The 16385-nt window shown below is 71.3% G+C and carries 15 protein-coding genes and 1 riboswitch; of the genes, 14 read left to right on the top strand and 1 reads right to left on the bottom strand.

Features of this window, described 5'->3' with window-relative positions:
- The first annotated feature begins 155 nt into the window (after nucleotides 1–155).
- From hpnC to RI578_RS05065, 13 genes are all read left to right on the top strand, one after another.
- Nucleotides 156–1058, top strand: a complete 903-nt coding sequence (gene hpnC, locus RI578_RS05125; RefSeq protein ID WP_310869942.1) for a squalene synthase HpnC — start codon at nucleotides 156–158, stop codon at nucleotides 1056–1058.
- A complete protein-coding gene (gene hpnD / locus RI578_RS05120) occupies nucleotides 1055–2005 on the top strand; it encodes a presqualene diphosphate synthase HpnD (RefSeq protein ID WP_310869941.1) in 951 nt (316 codons plus the stop codon). Before hpnC ends, hpnD begins: the two co-directional genes overlap by 4 nt.
- Nucleotides 2005–2163: a DUF6380 family protein gene (locus RI578_RS05115; RefSeq protein WP_310869940.1), complete on the top strand. Its 159-nt coding sequence runs from the start codon at nucleotides 2005–2007 to the stop codon at nucleotides 2161–2163. The genes hpnD and RI578_RS05115 overlap by 1 nt, the downstream gene beginning before the upstream one ends.
- Nucleotides 2160–3596, top strand: coding sequence for a hydroxysqualene dehydroxylase HpnE (hpnE, locus tag RI578_RS05110; protein ID WP_310869939.1), 1437 nt, complete (start codon nucleotides 2160–2162; stop codon nucleotides 3594–3596). The genes RI578_RS05115 and hpnE overlap by 4 nt, the downstream gene beginning before the upstream one ends.
- A gap of 68 nt (nucleotides 3597–3664) precedes the next feature.
- Entirely contained in the window at nucleotides 3665–4729 is a 1065-nt protein-coding gene (locus RI578_RS05105; protein ID WP_310875670.1) for a polyprenyl synthetase family protein, read from the top strand.
- Between the two features lie 117 nt (nucleotides 4730–4846).
- Nucleotides 4847–6910 (top strand): squalene--hopene cyclase, encoded by a 2064-nt coding sequence (gene shc / locus RI578_RS05100; protein WP_310869938.1) that lies wholly within the window; start codon nucleotides 4847–4849, stop codon nucleotides 6908–6910.
- The gene (locus RI578_RS05095) at nucleotides 6910–7551 is read left to right on the top strand and encodes a 1-hydroxy-2-methyl-2-butenyl 4-diphosphate reductase (RefSeq protein ID WP_310869937.1); all 642 of its coding nucleotides are present in this window, start codon (nucleotides 6910–6912) and stop codon (nucleotides 7549–7551) included. Before shc ends, RI578_RS05095 begins: the two co-directional genes overlap by 1 nt.
- Nucleotides 7552–7557: 6 nt before the next feature.
- The gene (hpnH, locus tag RI578_RS05090) at nucleotides 7558–8580 is read left to right on the top strand and encodes an adenosyl-hopene transferase HpnH (protein WP_310869936.1); all 1023 of its coding nucleotides are present in this window, start codon (nucleotides 7558–7560) and stop codon (nucleotides 8578–8580) included.
- A gap of 4 nt (nucleotides 8581–8584) precedes the next feature.
- On the top strand, nucleotides 8585–9739 hold the full coding sequence (gene ispG / locus RI578_RS05085) for a flavodoxin-dependent (E)-4-hydroxy-3-methylbut-2-enyl-diphosphate synthase (protein WP_310869935.1): 1155 nt from the start codon (nucleotides 8585–8587) through the stop codon (nucleotides 9737–9739).
- 27 nt (nucleotides 9740–9766) lie between these two features.
- The gene (gene dxs, locus RI578_RS05080) at nucleotides 9767–11752 is read left to right on the top strand and encodes a 1-deoxy-D-xylulose-5-phosphate synthase (RefSeq protein WP_310869934.1); all 1986 of its coding nucleotides are present in this window, start codon (nucleotides 9767–9769) and stop codon (nucleotides 11750–11752) included.
- The gene (locus RI578_RS05075) at nucleotides 11753–13138 is read left to right on the top strand and encodes an aspartate aminotransferase family protein (RefSeq protein ID WP_310869933.1); all 1386 of its coding nucleotides are present in this window, start codon (nucleotides 11753–11755) and stop codon (nucleotides 13136–13138) included.
- Nucleotides 13139–13255: 117 nt separating this feature from the next.
- Nucleotides 13256–13906 (top strand): XRE family transcriptional regulator, encoded by a 651-nt coding sequence (locus tag RI578_RS05070; RefSeq protein ID WP_310869932.1) that lies wholly within the window; start codon nucleotides 13256–13258, stop codon nucleotides 13904–13906.
- Nucleotides 13903–14025 carry a DUF6126 family protein gene (locus RI578_RS05065; RefSeq protein ID WP_121750227.1) on the top strand — a complete coding sequence of 41 codons (123 nt, stop codon included), beginning with the start codon at nucleotides 13903–13905 and terminating at the stop codon, nucleotides 14023–14025. Before RI578_RS05070 ends, RI578_RS05065 begins: the two co-directional genes overlap by 4 nt.
- 9 nt (nucleotides 14026–14034) lie before the next feature.
- Here RI578_RS05065 and RI578_RS05060 read toward each other — a convergent pair whose 3' ends face one another.
- A complete protein-coding gene (locus tag RI578_RS05060; protein WP_310869931.1) occupies nucleotides 14035–14832 on the bottom strand; it encodes a tyrosine-protein phosphatase in 798 nt (265 codons plus the stop codon).
- Between the two features lie 423 nt (nucleotides 14833–15255).
- Nucleotides 15256–15415: riboswitch (cyclic di-AMP (ydaO/yuaA leader) on the top strand.
- A 2-nt stretch (nucleotides 15416–15417) separates the two neighbouring features.
- Between RI578_RS05060 and RI578_RS05055 the strand changes: the two genes are divergently transcribed.
- A complete protein-coding gene (locus tag RI578_RS05055) occupies nucleotides 15418–16377 on the top strand; it encodes a LysM peptidoglycan-binding domain-containing M23 family metallopeptidase (RefSeq protein ID WP_310869930.1) in 960 nt (319 codons plus the stop codon).
- The last annotated feature ends 8 nt before the right edge of the window (nucleotides 16378–16385 follow it).

Below are 16385 nucleotides of genomic sequence, written 5' to 3'. Positions count from 1 at the left end.
ACCCTCGAGCGGGTCTGCCGCACGGGCGGTCGGGCGGCGTGTCCGAAATAGTGTGCGTTGGGTCGGCAGTGTAGAACGGGAGATGTGACGGCAATGGCTACGGAAACTCCCCACCTCCGCGAAGCGTGCGCCGTCGCCGCCCAGGGCAGTCCGCGATGACGGTGAGCGAAACGGCGCACGCCGTCGACCCGGAGCGCGGCACCCTCGCCAAGGCCGCGGACGAGAACTTCCCCGTGGCCCCCTTCTTCCTGCCGCGCGACTGGCGCACCGACCTCATGGCCGTGTACGGCTTCGCCCGCCTCGTCGACGACATCGGTGACGGCGACCTGGCCCCCGGCGGCGCCGACGCCCGCCTCCTCGGCGTCCCCGCCGACCGCGCCGAGGACCGGCTGCTGATGCTGGACGCCTTCGAGGACGACCTGCGCAGGGTCTTCGACGGCACCCCCCGCCACCCCTTGCTGCGCCGCCTCCAGCCGACCGTGCGCCGTCGCTCGCTGACCCCCGGTCCCTTCCTCGGCCTGATCGCCGCCAACCGCCAGGACCAGCTGGTCGGGCGGTACGAGACCTACGACGACCTCCTCGCCTACTGCGAGCTGTCCGCCAACCCGGTCGGCCGGCTCGTCCTCGCCGTCACCGGCACCTCGACGCCCGACCGGATCCGCCGCTCCGACGCGATCTGCACCGCCCTGCAGATCGTCGAGCACCTCCAGGACGTCGCCGAGGACCTGGGCCGCGACCGCGTCTACCTCCCCGCCGAGGACATGAAGCGCTTCCACGTCCAGGAGACGGACCTCGCCGCACCCACCGCCGGCGCGTCGGTACGCGCCCTGGTCGCGTACGAGGCCGGGCGCGCCCGCGATCTGCTGCATGAGGGCGCCCCTCTGGTGGGTAGCGTCCACGGCAGGCTGCGCCTGCTGCTCGCGGGGTTCGTGGCGGGAGGAAGGGCGGCCCTCCGGGCGATCGCCGCCGCCGATCACGACGTACTTCCCGGCCCGCCCAAGCCCGGCAAGGTCCAGTTGCTGCGCGAGGTGGGCGTGACCCTGCGAGGAGAGGGGTGATCGGGACCGTGGAGTCGTCAGTGCACGCGTCGGCACCGGTGCTCGCCGCTTACAGCTACTGCGAGGCCGTCACCGGACAGCAGGCCCGCAACTTCGCCTACGGCATCCGGCTGCTGCCGACGCCCAAGCGCCGGGCGATGTCGGCGCTGTACGCGTTCTCGCGCCGCGTCGACGACATCGGCGACGGGGTGCTGGCGGACGACGTCAAGGTCGCCAGGCTCGAGGAGACCCGGGCCGTGCTCGCCCGCATCCACGAGGGCGCCGTCGACGAGGACGACACCGACCCGGTCGCCGTCGCCCTCGCCCACGCCGCGCGTGCCTTCCCGATCCCGCTCGGCGGCCTCGACGAGCTGATCGACGGCGTCCAGATGGACCTGCGGGGCGAGACCTACGAGACCTGGGACGACCTGAAGGTCTACTGCCGCTGCGTGGCGGGCGCCATCGGACGCCTCTCACTCGGCGTGTTCGGTACCGAACCGGGGGCGCGCGGCGCCGAGCGCGCGCCCGAGTACGCCGACACGCTCGGGCTCGCGCTTCAGCTCACCAACATCCTGCGGGACGTCCGTGAGGACGCCGAGGGCGGGCGGACCTACCTGCCCGCCGACGACCTGGCCAAGTTCGGCTGTTCGGCCGGATTCAGCGGACCGACGCCACCCGAGGGCTCGGACTTCGCGGGCCTCGTGCACTTCGAAGTGCGTCGGGCCCGTGCCCTCTTCGCCGAGGGCTACCGGCTGCTGCCCATGCTCGACCGGCGCAGCGGCGCCTGCGTGGCCGCCATGGCCGGCATCTACCGCCGCCTCCTGGACCGCATCGAGCGCGATCCGGAGGCCGTGCTGCGCGGCCGGGTTTCGCTCCCCGGACGCGAGAAGGCGTACGTCGCCGTGCGCGGCCTGTCCGGTCTCGACGCCCGGCACGTCACCCGGCGGGCCGTCAGGAGGCGCGCCTGATGGACACATCCGGCACACTCGACACGCCGGGCCCGGGCGATGCCTCCGGCGAGGAACGGCGGGCAACCCTCCGGTGGCGGTCGGCGTCCCTGACTGAGACGGTCTGCCGTACGCCGTTCAAGCACCGCGGCGACCGGACAGGGAAGGGCGCACCATGACGCACGGCAACGGCACGCGTGACGGCGGGCAGCTCGCGGACGTCTCAGCCCTCCGCCCCGGCGGACACGCCGTCGTGGTCGGTGGCGGGCTCGCCGGAGTCACCGCCGCGCTCGCGCTCGCCGACGCCGGAGTGCGCGTCACCCTGCTCGAAGGGCGGCCGCGGCTGGGCGGGCTCGCCTTCTCCTTCCAGCGCGGCGACCTCACCGTCGACAACGGCCAGCACGTGTACCTGCGCTGCTGCACCGCCTACCGCTGGTTCCTCGACCGTGTCGGGGGGACGGCGCTCGCTCCCGTGCAGGACCGTCTCGACGTGCCCGTCCTCGACCTGGCCAGGCCGGAGGGACGGCGGCTCGGCAGACTGCGGCGCGACGCGCTGCCCGTACCCCTGCACCTGGGGCGGAGCCTCGCCACCTATCCGCATCTCTCGCTCGCCGAGCGCGCGAGTGTCGGGCGTGCCGCGCTCGCGCTCAAAGGGCTCGACCTTGCCGACCCGGCCCTGGACACCGAGGACTTCGGCGCCTGGCTGACCAGGCACGGTCAGTCGGCGCGTGCCGTCGAGGCCCTGTGGGACCTGGTCGGCGTCGCCACCCTCAACGCGGTCGCGGGCGACGCCTCCCTGGGGCTCGCCGCGATGGTGTTCAAGACCGGTCTGCTGTCCGACCCGGGCGCGGCCGACATCGGCTGGGCCCGCGTCCCGCTGGGCGAACTGCACGACCGGCTGGCCCGCAAGGCGCTCGACTCCGCGGGCGTCCGTACCGAGGTCCGTACACGCGTCACCTCCGTCTGTATGAACGAGAACGGCGGCTGGAGCGTTCAGGTTCCCGACGAGACGCTCGAGGCGGACGCGGTCGTCCTCGCCGTGCCGCAGCGCGAGGCGCACGACCTGCTGCCCGCCGGTGCCCTCGACGTCCCCGGCAATCTTCTGGAGATCGGCACCGCGCCGATCCTCAACATCCACGTGATCTACGACCGCAAGGTGCTCGCCACGCCGTTCCTCACGGCTCTCGGCACCCCGGTCCAGTGGGTGTTCGACCGTACCCAGGCCTCCGGGCTGAAGGAGGGTCAGTACCTGGCGCTGTCGCAGTCGACCGCGCAGAACGAGATCGACGAGCCCGTGGCCGCGTTGCGCGAGCGGTACCTGCCCGAGCTGGAGCGGCTGCTGCCGCGCACCCGGGGTGCCGAGGTCAAGGACTTCTTCGTGACCAGGGAGCGCACCGCGACCTTCGCTCCCGCCCCCGGCGTCGGACGGCTCCGGCCCGGCGCCCGTACCAAGGCACCCGGCCTCTACCTGGCCGGAGCGTGGACCGCCACAGGGTGGCCCGCGACCATGGAGAGTGCGGTTCGCAGTGGTGTCGGGGCGGCGGGCGCCGCGCTCGGCGCCCTGGGCCGGTCCCGCGGCCTCCTTCCCGATTTCTTCGAGGAGGCGGCGTGAAAGCCGATCCGCGTGGGACCGACTCCCGCACTCCCGGTACCGCAACTGGAGGAAAGACTGTGCCCACTGTGCCCCCGGCCCCGAAAGCCGCTCCGAGGACCACGGTGGACGTGACCGCGCTCCTGGAGCGCGGCCGGACCCTGTCCACGCCGGTCCTGCGGGCGGCCGTAGACCGTCTGGCACCGCCCATGGACACCGTCGCCGCCTACCACTTCGGCTGGATCGACGCCCAGGGCAACCCCGCGGACGGCGACGGCGGCAAGGCCGTCCGCCCCGCGCTCGCGGTGCTCTCCGCCGAGGTCACCGGTGCCGCGCCCGAGGTCGGCGTGCCCGGAGCGGTGGCCGTGGAGCTGGTGCACAACTTCTCCCTCCTGCACGACGACCTGATGGACGGCGACGAGCAGCGCCGCCACCGCGACACGGTCTGGAAGGTGCACGGCCCCGCCCAGGCCATCCTCGTCGGCGACGCGCTGTTCGCGCTGGCCAACGAGGTGCTCCTGGAACTGGGCACCGTCGAGGCCGGCCGCGCCACCCGCCGCCTCACCAGCGCCACCCGCGCCCTGATCGACGGTCAGGCCCAGGACATCTCCTACGAGCACCGCGACCGCGTCAGCGTCGAGGAGTGCCTGGAGATGGAGGGCAACAAGACCGGCGCCCTGCTCGCCTCCGCCAGCTCCATCGGAGCGGTGCTCGGCGGTGCCGACGAGCACACCGCCGACACGCTGGAGAAGTACGGCTACCACCTGGGCCTCGCCTTCCAGGCCGTCGACGACCTCCTCGGCATCTGGGGCGACCCGGACGCCACCGGCAAGCAGACCTGGAGCGACCTGCGCCAGCGCAAGAAGTCCCTCCCCGTCGTGGCCGCTCTCGCGGCGGGCGGCCCCGCCTCCGAGCGGCTCGGCGAGATCCTCGCCGCCGACGCCAAGACCAGCGACTTCGCGAACTTCTCCGAGGAGGAGTTCGCGGCCCGCGCCGCCCTCATCGAGGAGGCGGGCGGCCGGGAATGGACCGCCGACGAGGCACGCCGTCAGCACACCATCGCCATCGAAGCCCTCGACGCCGTCGACATGCCCGACCGGGTGCGGGACCGGTTCACGGCGCTCGCGGACTTCGTCGTCGTACGAAAGAGATGATCACTATCGGTCGAATAGCCCTCGCGTAGTCGCCGGCCGGTGTCGCGGGTAGACGAGCACCGGCCGACGGCGGACCCACAGCAGAAGCACCACTTGTTACTGCACGAAGGGGAAGCCATGACAGCGACGACCGACGGAAGCACCGGGGCCACCCTGAAGCCCCTCGCAGCCGCGGCCAGCGAAACCGACATCACGATCCCCGCGACGGCGGCCGGGGTACCAGAAGCCGCCGCACGCGCCACCCGGCGCGCCACGGACTTCCTGCTCTCCCGGCAGGACGCCCAGGGCTGGTGGAAGGGCGACCTCGAGACGAACGTCACGATGGACGCCGAGGACCTGCTCCTTCGCCAGTTCCTGGGCATCCTGGACGACGGGACCGCACACGCCGCCGCCCTCTTCATCCGCGGCGAGCAGCGCGAGGACGGCACCTGGGCCACCTTCTACGGCGGCCCCGGCGACCTGTCCGCCACCATCGAGGCCTACGTCGCCCTCCGCCTGGCCGGCGACTCGCCCGACGCGCCGCACATGGCCAGGGCGTCGGAGTGGATCCGCTCTCGCGGCGGCATCGCCTCCGCCCGCGTCTTCACCCGGATCTGGCTCGCCCTGTTCGGCTGGTGGAAATGGGACGACCTGCCCGAACTCCCGCCGGAACTCATCTACTTCCCCACCTGGGTGCCGCTCAACATCTACGACTTCGGCTGCTGGGCCCGGCAGACCATCGTGCCCCTCACCATCGTCTCCGCGAAGCGGCCGGTACGTCCCGCGCCCTTCCCGCTCGACGAGCTGCACACCGACCCGGCCCTCCCCAACCCTCCACGGCCCCCCGCACCGGCGGCGAGCTGGGACGGCCTCTTCCAACGCCTCGACAAGGCACTGCACGCCTACCGCAAGGTCGCCCCGCGCCGGCTGCGCCGGGCCGCGATGAACACCGCCGCCCGCTGGATCATCGAGCGTCAGGAGAACGACGGCTGCTGGGGCGGCATCCAGCCACCGGCCGTCTACTCGGTCATCGCGCTCTACCTCCTCGGCTACGACCTCGAACACCCCGTGATGCGCGCGGGCCTGGAGTCGCTGGACCGCTTCGCCGTGTGGCGCGAGGACGGCGCCCGGATGATCGAGGCCTGCCAGTCCCCGGTGTGGGACACCTGCCTGGCCACCATCGCGCTGGCCGACGCGGGCGTGCCCGCCGACCACCCGCAGCTGGTGAAGGCCGCGGACTGGATGCTCGGCGAGCAGATCGTGCGCCCCGGCGACTGGTCGGTGAAGCGGCCCGGACTCCCGCCCGGCGGCTGGGCGTTCGAGTTCCACAACGACAACTACCCCGACATCGACGACACCGCCGAGGTGGTCCTCGCCCTGCGCCGGGTCAGCCACCACGACCCGGAGCGGGTGGAGAAGGCGATCGGCCGCGGCGTGCGCTGGAACCTCGGCATGCAGTCGAAGAACGGCGCCTGGGGCGCGTTCGACGTCGACAACACCAGCTCCTTCCCCAACCGGCTGCCCTTCTGCGACTTCGGCGAGGTCATCGACCCCCCGTCCGCCGACGTCACCGCGCACGTCGTCGAGATGCTCGCCGTCGAGGGCCTCGCCCACGACCCGCGCACCCGGCGCGGCATCCAGTGGCTACTGGACGAACAGGAGGCGGACGGCTCGTGGTTCGGCCGCTGGGGCGTCAACTACGTCTACGGCACCGGCTCCGTCGTTCCCGCCCTGACCGCCGCCGGACTCCCCGCCTCGCACCCGGCCGTCCGCCGCGCGGTGACCTGGCTGGAGTCCGTCCAGAACGACGACGGCGGCTGGGGCGAGGACCTCCGCTCCTACCGGTACGTCAGGGAGTGGAGCGGCCGGGGCGCCTCGACCGCCTCGCAGACGGCCTGGGCACTGATGGCCCTGCTGGCGGCGGGGGAGCGGGAGTCCAAGGCCGTCGAACGCGGTATCGAGTGGCTGGCCGCCACCCAGCGGGAGGACGGTTCCTGGGACGAGCCCTACTTCACCGGGACCGGCTTCCCCTGGGACTTCTCCATCAACTACCACCTCTACCGGCAGGTCTTCCCGCTCACCGCGCTGGGCAGGTACGTGCACGGCGAACCCTTCTCGAAGAAGCCGCGCGCGGCGGCGGTCACCGCCCCCGCCGAGCAGCCCTCGACCGAGACGTCCGCGGCCGAGGTGAAGGGCAGCTGATGAACCGACAGTCCGGCCCGTCCCCGCTGCTGATCGCCTGCGCGCTCGGCATCGAGCACCTCGCCCTGCGCACCGGCGACCGCGGCGGCGCCGGCGGGCCGGTCACCGTCCTGCGTACGGGCATGGGCCCGAAGGCGGCCGAGCGCTCGGTCGCCCGGGTCCTGGCCGACCCGGCGCTCGACGGCGCCGCCGTGCTGGCCACCGGCTTCTGCGCGGGCCTCGCCCCCGGCATGCACCCCGGCGACCTGGTCGTCGCCGAGGAGACCCGGGACCCGCGCGGCACCGTCGCCGGCGTCGGGACGGACCGGCTGGTCAAGGAACTGGCGCGTGCCGTGCCCGGACGCACCGTCCACACCGGGCCGCTGACCGGCTCGGACCACGTCGTCCGGGGTCCCGAACGCGCCGACCTGCTCGCGACCGGCGCGATCGCCGTCGACATGGAGTCCGCGGCCACGCTCCTGAGCGCCGTCCGGGCGGGCGCGCGCCCGGTTGCGGCCGTCCGAGTGGTCGTGGACGCTCCAGAACACGAACTCGTCCGGATCGGCACGGTGCGCGGTGGAATATCGGCTTTCCGCGTCCTTCGATCCGTTCTTCCCGCATTCTTCGAATGGCACCGTTCGTTGCTGCTCCCCCGGAGGTGAGCCCAGATGGCCATGCCGCTGCGCCAGTCCATCAAGGTCGCTACATACCTGGCCGAACAGAAGATCCGCCGACGGGACAAGTTCCCGCTCATCGTGGAGTTGGAGCCGCTCTTCGCCTGCAACCTCAAGTGCGAGGGATGCGGAAAGATCCAGCACCCGGCCGGAGTGCTGAAGCAGCGCATGCCGGTCGCGCAGGCCGTGGGGGCGGTGCTCGAATCGGGAGCGCCGATGGTCTCCATCGCCGGCGGCGAGCCCCTGATGCACCCTCAGATCGACGAGATCGTCCGTCAGTTGGTGGCCAAGCGGAAGTACGTCTTCCTGTGCACCAACGCGCTGCTCATGCGCAAGAAGATGGACAAGTTCAAGCCCTCGCCGTACTTCGCCTTCGCGGTGCACATCGACGGGCTGCGGGAGCGGCACGACGAGTCCGTGGCGAAGGAGGGAGTGTTCGACGAGGCCGTGGAGGCCATCAAGGAGGCCAAGCGACGCGGCTTCCGGGTGACCACCAACTCGACCTTCTTCAACACCGACACCCCGCAGACCATCGTCGAGGTCCTCAACTTCCTCAACGACGACCTCAAGGTCGACGAGATGATGATCTCGCCCGCCTACGCCTACGAGAAGGCGCCCGACCAGGAGCACTTCCTGGGCGTGGAGCAGACCCGCGAGCTGTTCAAGAAGGCCTTCTCGGGCGGCAACCGGGCCCGCTGGCGGCTCAACCACTCCCCGCTGTTCCTCGACTTCCTGGAGGGCAAGGTCGACTTCCCGTGCACCGCGTGGGCGATCCCGAACTACTCCCTCTTCGGCTGGCAGCGCCCCTGCTACCTGATGAGCGACGGGTACGTCCCGACGTACCGGGAGCTGATCGAGGACACCGACTGGGACAAGTACGGCCGCGGCAAGGACCCGCGCTGCGCCAACTGCATGGCGCACTGCGGCTACGAGCCCACCGCCGTCCTGGCCACCATGGGCTCCCTCAAGGAGTCCCTGCGTGCCATGCGCGAGACCGTCTCCTCGAACCGGGACTGACGTCGTGAACGCCATCCCCCTGGGCGTCCCCGAGGTACCGGTCCGGCCGATCGCCGAGCGACGCGTGTCGCGACGGATCCAGGTCGGGCCGGTCCCGGTGGGGGGCGGGGCCCCGGTGTCGGTGCAGTCCATGACCACCACCCGGACGTCGGACATCGGCGCGACGCTCCAGCAGATCGCCGAGCTGACGGCGTCCGGCTGCCAGATCGTGCGGGTGGCCTGCCCCACGCAGGACGACGCCGACGCCCTTGCCGTGATCGCGAAGAAGTCGCAGATCCCGGTGATCGCCGACATCCACTTCCAGCCCAAGTACGTCTTCGCCGCGATCGAGGCGGGCTGCGCGGCGGTCCGTGTGAATCCCGGCAACATCAAGCAGTTCGACGACAAGGTCAAGGAGATCGCCAAGGCGGCCCGTGATCACGGCACGCCGATCCGCATCGGCGTCAACGCCGGCTCGCTGGACCGGCGCCTGCTTCAGAAGTACGGCAAGGCGACCCCGGAGGCGCTCGCGGAGTCCGCCCTGTGGGAGGCGTCGCTCTTCGAGGAGCACGACTTCCGGGACATCAAGATCTCCGTCAAGCACAACGACCCGGTCGTGATGGTCGAGGCGTACCGGCAGCTCGCCGCCCAGTGCGACTACCCGCTGCACCTCGGTGTCACGGAGGCCGGTCCCGCCTTCCAGGGCACCATCAAGTCGGCCGTCGCCTTCGGCGCCCTGCTTTCCCAGGGCATCGGCGACACCATCCGTGTCTCCCTGTCGGCCCCGCCGGTCGAGGAGATCAAGGTCGGCATCCAGATCCTGGAGTCCCTGGGGCTCAGGCAGCGCCGGCTGGAGATCGTGTCGTGCCCGTCCTGCGGGCGTGCCCAGGTGGACGTCTACAAGCTGGCCGAGGAGGTCACGGCCGGTCTGGAGGGCATGGAGGTGCCGTTGCGCGTCGCCGTCATGGGCTGCGTCGTCAACGGCCCCGGCGAGGCCCGGGAGGCCGACCTCGGTGTCGCCTCCGGCAACGGCAAGGGGCAGATCTTCGTCAAGGGCGAGGTCGTCAGGACCGTTCCCGAGTCCAAGATCGTGGAGACGCTGATCGACGAGGCGACGCGGATCGCCGAGCAGATGGAGAAGGACGGCGCGTCGGGGGAGCCGGCCGTCACCGTGAGCTGAACAGCACGGACCGAAGGGGGCCCGAGCGTGACGATTCTGGAGAGCATCCGGGGACCACGCGACCTGAAGGCGCTGTCCGAGGCGGAACTCGGCGAACTGTCCGACGAGATACGGGACTTCCTGGTGCACGCGGTCGCCCGCACCGGCGGACACCTCGGACCCAACCTGGGCGTGGTGGAACTCACCGTCGCCCTGCACCGGGTCTTCGAGTCACCGGCCGACCGCATCCTGTGGGACACCGGCCACCAGAGTTACGTACACAAGCTCCTGACCGGGCGTCAGGACTTCTCCAAGCTGCGCGGCAAGGGCGGACTGTCCGGCTACCCCTCGCGCGAGGAGTCCGAGCACGACGTCATCGAGAACAGCCACGCCTCCACCGTCCTCGGCTGGGCCGACGGCCTCGCCAAGGCCCGCCAGGTGCAGGGGGAGCGCGGACACGTCGTCGCCGTCATCGGCGACGGCGCGCTCACCGGAGGCATGGCCTGGGAGGCCCTGAACAACATCGCGGCGGCCAGGGACCGGCCGCTGATCATCGTCGTCAACGACAACGAACGCTCGTACGCCCCGACCATCGGCGGCCTCGCCAACCACCTCGCGACGCTCCGGACGACCGACGGCTACGAGCGGGTGCTGGCCTGGGGCAAGGACGTCCTCCAGCGCACCCCCGTGGTCGGCAACACCGTCTACGAGGCCCTGCACGGCGCCAAGAAGGGCTTCAAGGACGCCTTCGCCCCGCAGGGGCTCTTCGAGGACCTGGGGCTGAAGTACGTCGGCCCGATCGACGGGCACGACATCGGGGCCGTCGAGTCGGCGCTGCGGCGCGCGAAACGCTTCCACGGGCCGGTGCTGGTGCACTGCCTCACGGAGAAGGGCCGTGGCTACGAACCCGCCCTGCGCGACGAGGAGGACCACTTCCACACCGTCGGTGTGATGGACCCGCTCACCTGCGCGCCGCTCAGCCCCTCGAACGGGCCGTCCTGGACCTCCGTGTTCGGCGAGGAGATCGTCCGGATCGGCGAGGAACGCGACGACGTCGTGGCGATCACCGCGGCCATGCTGCACCCGGTCGGCCTCGCCGCCTTCGCCGAACGCTTCCCCGACCGGGTCTGGGACGTCGGCATCGCCGAGCAGCACGCCGCCGTGTCCGCGGCCGGGCTCGCCACCGGCGGCCTCCATCCGGTCGTCGCCGTCTACGCCACCTTCCTCAACCGCGCCTTCGACCAACTGCTCATGGACGTGGCCCTGCACCGCTGCGGGGTCACCTTCGTCCTCGACCGGGCCGGCGTCACCGGTGCCGACGGGCCCTCGCACAACGGCATGTGGGACATGTCCGTCCTCCAGGTCGTCCCGGGCCTGCGCATCGCCGCCCCGCGCGACGCCGACCAGCTGCGTGCCCAGCTGCGCGAGGCGGTCGCCGTCGACGACGCGCCGACGCTGGTGCGCTTCCCCAAGGAGTCCGTCGGACCGGCCGTACCCGCCGTCGACCGGGTCGGCGACATGGACGTCCTGCACGCGGCCGACCGGCCCGAGGTGCTGCTCGTGGCCGTCGGCGTGATGGCGCCCGTCTGCCTCCGCGCCGCCGAGCTGCTCGAAGCCCGCGGCGTCCGGTGCACCGTCGTCGACCCGCGCTGGGTCAAACCCGTCGACCCGGCGCTCGCGCCCCTGGCCGCCCGGCACCGTCTGGTGGCCGTCGTGGAGGACAACAGCCGTGCCGCCGGGGTCGGTTCGGCGGTGGCGCTGGCGCTGGGCGACGCCGACGTCGACGTACCCGTGCGCCGGTTCGGCATCCCCGAGCAGTTCCTCGCGCACGCCAAGCGCGCCGAGGTGCTCGCCGACATCGGTCTCACGCCGGTCGAGATCGCCGGGCGGATCAGCGCGAGCCTGGCCGTAGGCGCACCGGCCGTCGGTGCACAGGCCGTCGGTGCAGAGGCCGTCGATGCACAGGCCGGGGAAGAGGCCGGAGATCAGGCCGGGGACGTACGGACCGTCACGCCAGTCCAAGGAGAGAACTGAATGACCAAGGAGTTCGATCTCGCCGCGCTCTTGGCCGAGCGCGGAGCCGAGCGGTACGAGCTGCACGCCAAGCACCTCAACCACCAGCTGCCGCGCATGCTGCACACCATCGGCTTCGACAAGGTCTACGAGCGGGCCGAGGGCGCGCACTTCTGGGACGCGGACGGCAACGACTACCTGGACATGCTCGCCGGGTTCGCGGTGATGGGCCTGGGGCGCCACCACCCTGTCGTACGCAAGGCGCTGCACGACGTCCTCGACGCCTCGCTGGCCGACCTCACCCGCTTCGACTGCCCGCCGCTGCCCGGACTGCTGGCCGAGAAGCTGCTCTCCTACAGCCCGCACCTGGACCGGGTCTTCTTCGGCAACAGCGGCACGGAGGCGGTCGAGACCGCGCTGAAGTTCGCCCGGTACGCGACCGGCAGGCCGAGGGTCCTGTACTGCTCGCACGCCTTCCACGGGCTGACCACCGGCTCGCTGTCCGTCAACGGCGAGGACGGCTTCCGCGACGGCTTCGCCCCGCTGCTCCCCGACACCGCCGTCCCGCTCGGCGACCTGGACGCCCTGGCGCGGGAGCTCAAGCACGGCGACGTGGCCGCGCTGATCGTGGAGCCGGTCCAGGGCAAGGGCGTGCACGAGGCCCCGCCCGGCTATCTGCGCGCCGCGCAGGAGCTGCTGCACCGGCACAAGGCGCTGCTGATCGCCGACGAGGTGCAGACGGGCCTCGGCCGGACGGGCAGGTTCTACGCCTTCCAGCACGAGGACGGCGTCGAGCCCGACCTGGTGTGCGTGGCCAAGGCGCTGTCCGGCGGATACGTGCCGGTGGGGGCCACGCTGGGCAAGGACTGGATCTTCCAGAAGGTGTTCTCCTCGATGGACCGGGTGCAGGTCCACTCGGCGAGCTTCGGGTCCAACGCGCAGGCCATGGCGGCCGGGCTCGCGGTGCTGTCGGTGATGGAGGACGAGGAGATCGTGGCGAACGCGGCCGCGGTGGGGGAGCGGCTGAAGTCCCGGCTGACGGAACTGGTGGACCGCTACGAGCTGCTCGCCGACGTCCGGGGGCGGGGGCTGATGATCGGCATCGAGTTCGGCCGGCCCAGGTCCCTGAAGCTGCGCAGTCGCTGGACGATGCTGCAGGCCGCGCGCAAGGGTCTGTTCGCGCAGATGGTCGTGGTGCCGCTGCTGCAACGGCACCGGATCCTGACGCAGGTGTCCGGCGACCACCTGGAGGTGATCAAGTTGATCCCGCCACTGATCATCGACGCGGCGGACGCCGACCGGTTCGTCGATGCGTTCACCGAGGTGATGGACGACGCCCACAACGGCGGCGGCCTCATGTGGGACTTCGGAAAGACCCTGGTCAGGCAGGCGGTGGGCAATCGTTAGCGCGTCCACCCGCGACCGTCTTCGCCTCTGAGGACTGCCTCTCGCCGGCTCGTTCGCCTCTTTTGCCTCTGAGGCAAGGAAATTGCCTGCCGGGCAAGTTTCGGGCTGAATGGAGGCATGACCTCCCATGAGACCGGTCCGCCGTCGCCGGACGCGCCGGCGGACGCGGTGTCCGTCGTGGCACCGCAGCTGCGCGCCCTGCGGCGCAGGGCCGCCCTCACCCTGGAGGCGGCGGCCCGGGCCGCCGGGCTGTCGCCCGCCCACCTCTCCCGCCTGGAGACCGGGCAACGCCAGCCCTCGCTGCCGATGCTGCTCTCCCTCGCCCGTGTCTACGGTACGACCGTCTCGGAGCTGCTCGGCGAGACGGCCGCGGACCGGGACGCCGTCGTGCGTGCCGACGCCATGGAGCCGACGTTCGCGGGCGGCTGGACGTACTGGCAGGCCGGCGGGGCCGGGCGCGGGATGCAGGCCCTGCGGGTCCATGTGCCGCACGGCTCACAGGGTGACATCGTGCGGGTGCACCCCGGGGAGGAGTGGCTGCACGTCCTGCGCGGCCGGCTGCGTCTGCGCCTCGGGGACACCGTGCACCGGCTCGGTCCGGGTGACAGCGCGCACTTCGACTCGCTGACCCCGCACCGGATCGCCGCTCAGGACGCCGACGGGGTCGACCTCCTCTTCGTCCACACCCTGCTGCAGAGCCCGGCGACGGCGCTGTGCCTGGGACCGGCCACCACGTCGGCCCACCCCACCCTCGGAGAGACGCCATGAACCTGCAGGAGAAGTTCCCGCGCGCCCTGTGGGTGCGGCTCTTCATCTACCTCGTCGTGGGCCACGTCTTCGCGGCCTTCATCTACCTGCTCTTCGAGGTGGGCGCCAACAGCCGGTGAGCGGGTGGCTCAGTCCAGCATCCGCTCGCGCAGCCGCTCCCGGGTCTCCGGCGTGATCCGCAGGCCCTTCTCCAGGTAGGCGTCGACCCCGCCCCAGGTCTCCTCGACCGTCTCGAAGGCCGCCGCCAGATACTCGGCGCGCGCGTCGAAGAGGGGGCTGAGCAGCTCCATGACCTCGGGGGAGTAGGCGGAGGCGGCGGAGCTGCTGCGGCGCACCTTGTAGCGGCGGTGCGTGGCGTTCGACTTCAGGTAGTCGTCGACGATGGCGTCGCTCTCGACGCCCAGGGCGAGCAGGGTGATCGCGATCGACAGGCCCGCGCGGTCCTTGCCGGCCGCGCAGTGCATCAGGGCGGGGACGCTGTCCTCGGCGAGCGCGTGCAGCACCCGGGAGTGCTCCGCCGTGCGCTCCTTGATGATCATGCGGTAGGACTCGATCATCCGGTTGGCGGCCTTGTCGTCCGCCAGGATCTCGTGCAGCTGGTCGAGGTCGCCGTCGCGGACCATCTTCCAGAACTCGGCACCATCGGCCGGATCGCTCAGCGGCAGGTTCACATTGCGTACGCCGGGCAGCTCGACGTCCGGGCCCTCGAGCTTCTGGTCGGCCGCGTTGCGGAAGTCGAAGATGGTGTGCAGGCCCAGCGAGGCCAGGAACGCGGCGTCCTCCCCGGTGGCGTGCGCCAGGTGGCCGCTGCGGAACAGCACGCCGTGTCGCACCCGCCGCCCGTCCACGGTCGGCAGCCCGCCCACGTCACGGAAGTTACGCACACCGGCCAGCTCGGGTTCGGTCGACGGGACCTGCTGCGTCACGGGGGCTCCTCCCACTCCGCCCCGCCGGCGCTGCTCGCCGACGGGCACCACTCGAAGATACGGCACGGTCCGGTGGCCTCGGCGGCACGGCCGCCCGACTGCGCCGCATCTAAACCTTCTGTCCGAATTAGCACCTTCATTCCAACTGGCCCTGGAATGAAAGGGGCTGGAGAGGCGGCGCGTGAGCAGCGTCATATCCGTGACCGTGCGTTGCTCGTCATGTTCACGTAATTCGGCCGGTTTTCAAGGCTGTTTACGCGAAAGGGCACTGCGCGAATCGACGGAGGGTGACCGGTAATTCCCGTAAAGGATCAATCGGAACACCTGTCAATGGAACCCCTCGCTTGTCCCCGCGCGTCTTGGTCCCTTACGTTCACCACCGATCCGGACGGACGCCTAATCCTGCCGCCGACCGGAGCCCGCACTCATCCACCACCCGTACACGGCAGGAGCGGGGGACCCACAGGTACAACTGCCTGTTCCGGTTCCCGGAACGGCTTGGGGTTAAGCCGCGTCTCGACGCGGCCGGGCATCTCCAGCTCGCACCCGACAGCTCACCTCGTAGGCGCCGGAGAGGAAATCGCCATGCCCGCGAAGGGTAAGCACCGCCGTACCAGGGCCATGCGCCTGACCCGCACCATCGCCGTCGCCGGAACCGGTGGCGCCGCGCTCGCGCTGCCGCTGCTGGGTGCCGCCGGCGCCCACGCCGCTCCCGCGCAGTCCGTCTCCGAACAGGCCGTGCAGTCCATACCGACGACCGCGAAGAAGGCCGCCGGCAGCAGCGCCGAGAAGAACTCGGACTCGCGGACGTACACCGTGAAGAGCGGTGACTACCTCTCGAAGATCGCCGACGAGCAGGACGTCGACGGCGGCTGGAAGAAGCTGTACGCGGACAACCGTGACGTCGTCGGCTCGGACCCGTCGCTGATCCACCCCGGCCTGAAGCTCTCGGTCGGCGAGCAGGCCGCCAAGTCCTCGGCCCCCTCCTCCGCCGAGTCGGAGAAGCCGGCCGAGAAGCCCGCCGCGCCGAAGAAGTCGTCCTCCGAGAAGTCCGAGTCGGCCGAGAAGTCGTCGGACGCCGCGAAGACCTCGTCCTCGGACTCGTCCGACACGAGCGCCCAGTCCGCCGGCACCACCAGCGGCTTCACCTCCCCCGTGCCCGGCGGCAGCGTCGGCACCCCGTACCACCAGACCGGCAGCATGTGGTCCAGCGGTTACCACACCGGCACGGACTTCGTCGTCCCGACCGGCACCTCGCTCAAGGCCGTCGGCGCGGGCACCGTCGTCTCCGCCGGCTGGGGCGGCGCGTACGGCAACCAGGTCGTCATCCAGCTCGCCGACGGCCACTACGCCCAGTACGCCCACCTGTCCTCGCTCTCCGTCTCCGCCGGTCAGTCCGTGACGGCGGGTCAGCAGGTCGGTCTCTCGGGTGCCACCGGCAACGTGACCGGTCCGCACCTGCACTTCGAGATCCGCACCACGCCGGACTACGGCTCGGACGTGGACCCGATCGCCTACCTGCGCTCGCACGGCGTCTCTCTCTGACGACCGCT

Origin of the sequence: Streptomyces sp. BB1-1-1 (assembly GCF_031597775.1) — a bacterium.
GTDB classification, from domain to species: Bacteria; Actinomycetota; Actinomycetes; order Streptomycetales; family Streptomycetaceae; genus Streptomyces; species Streptomyces thinghirensis.
Note: the sequence above shows the minus strand (reverse complement) of the source record. Positions and strands in the feature narration are given on the sequence as shown.

What these genes read in the sequence shown, in the direction of transcription:
- RI578_RS05115 (WP_310869940.1), top strand. Translation starts at nt 2,005, where the DNA reads ATGGACACATCCGGCACACTCGACACGCCGGGCCCGGGCGATGCCTCC.
- RI578_RS05070 (WP_310869932.1), top strand. Translation starts at nt 13,256, where the DNA reads ATGACCTCCCATGAGACCGGTCCGCCGTCGCCGGACGCGCCGGCGGAC.
- RI578_RS05095 (WP_310869937.1), top strand. Translation starts at nt 6,910, where the DNA reads ATGAACCGACAGTCCGGCCCGTCCCCGCTGCTGATCGCCTGCGCGCTC.
- hpnC (WP_310869942.1), top strand. Translation starts at nt 156, where the DNA reads ATGACGGTGAGCGAAACGGCGCACGCCGTCGACCCGGAGCGCGGCACC.
- RI578_RS05075 (WP_310869933.1), top strand. Translation starts at nt 11,753, where the DNA reads ATGACCAAGGAGTTCGATCTCGCCGCGCTCTTGGCCGAGCGCGGAGCC.
- shc (WP_310869938.1), top strand. Translation starts at nt 4,847, where the DNA reads ATGACAGCGACGACCGACGGAAGCACCGGGGCCACCCTGAAGCCCCTC.
- RI578_RS05055 (WP_310869930.1), top strand. Translation starts at nt 15,418, where the DNA reads ATGCCCGCGAAGGGTAAGCACCGCCGTACCAGGGCCATGCGCCTGACC.
- RI578_RS05065 (WP_121750227.1), top strand. Translation starts at nt 13,903, where the DNA reads ATGAACCTGCAGGAGAAGTTCCCGCGCGCCCTGTGGGTGCGGCTCTTC.
- hpnE (WP_310869939.1), top strand. Translation starts at nt 2,160, where the DNA reads ATGACGCACGGCAACGGCACGCGTGACGGCGGGCAGCTCGCGGACGTC.
- hpnH (WP_310869936.1), top strand. Translation starts at nt 7,558, where the DNA reads ATGGCCATGCCGCTGCGCCAGTCCATCAAGGTCGCTACATACCTGGCC.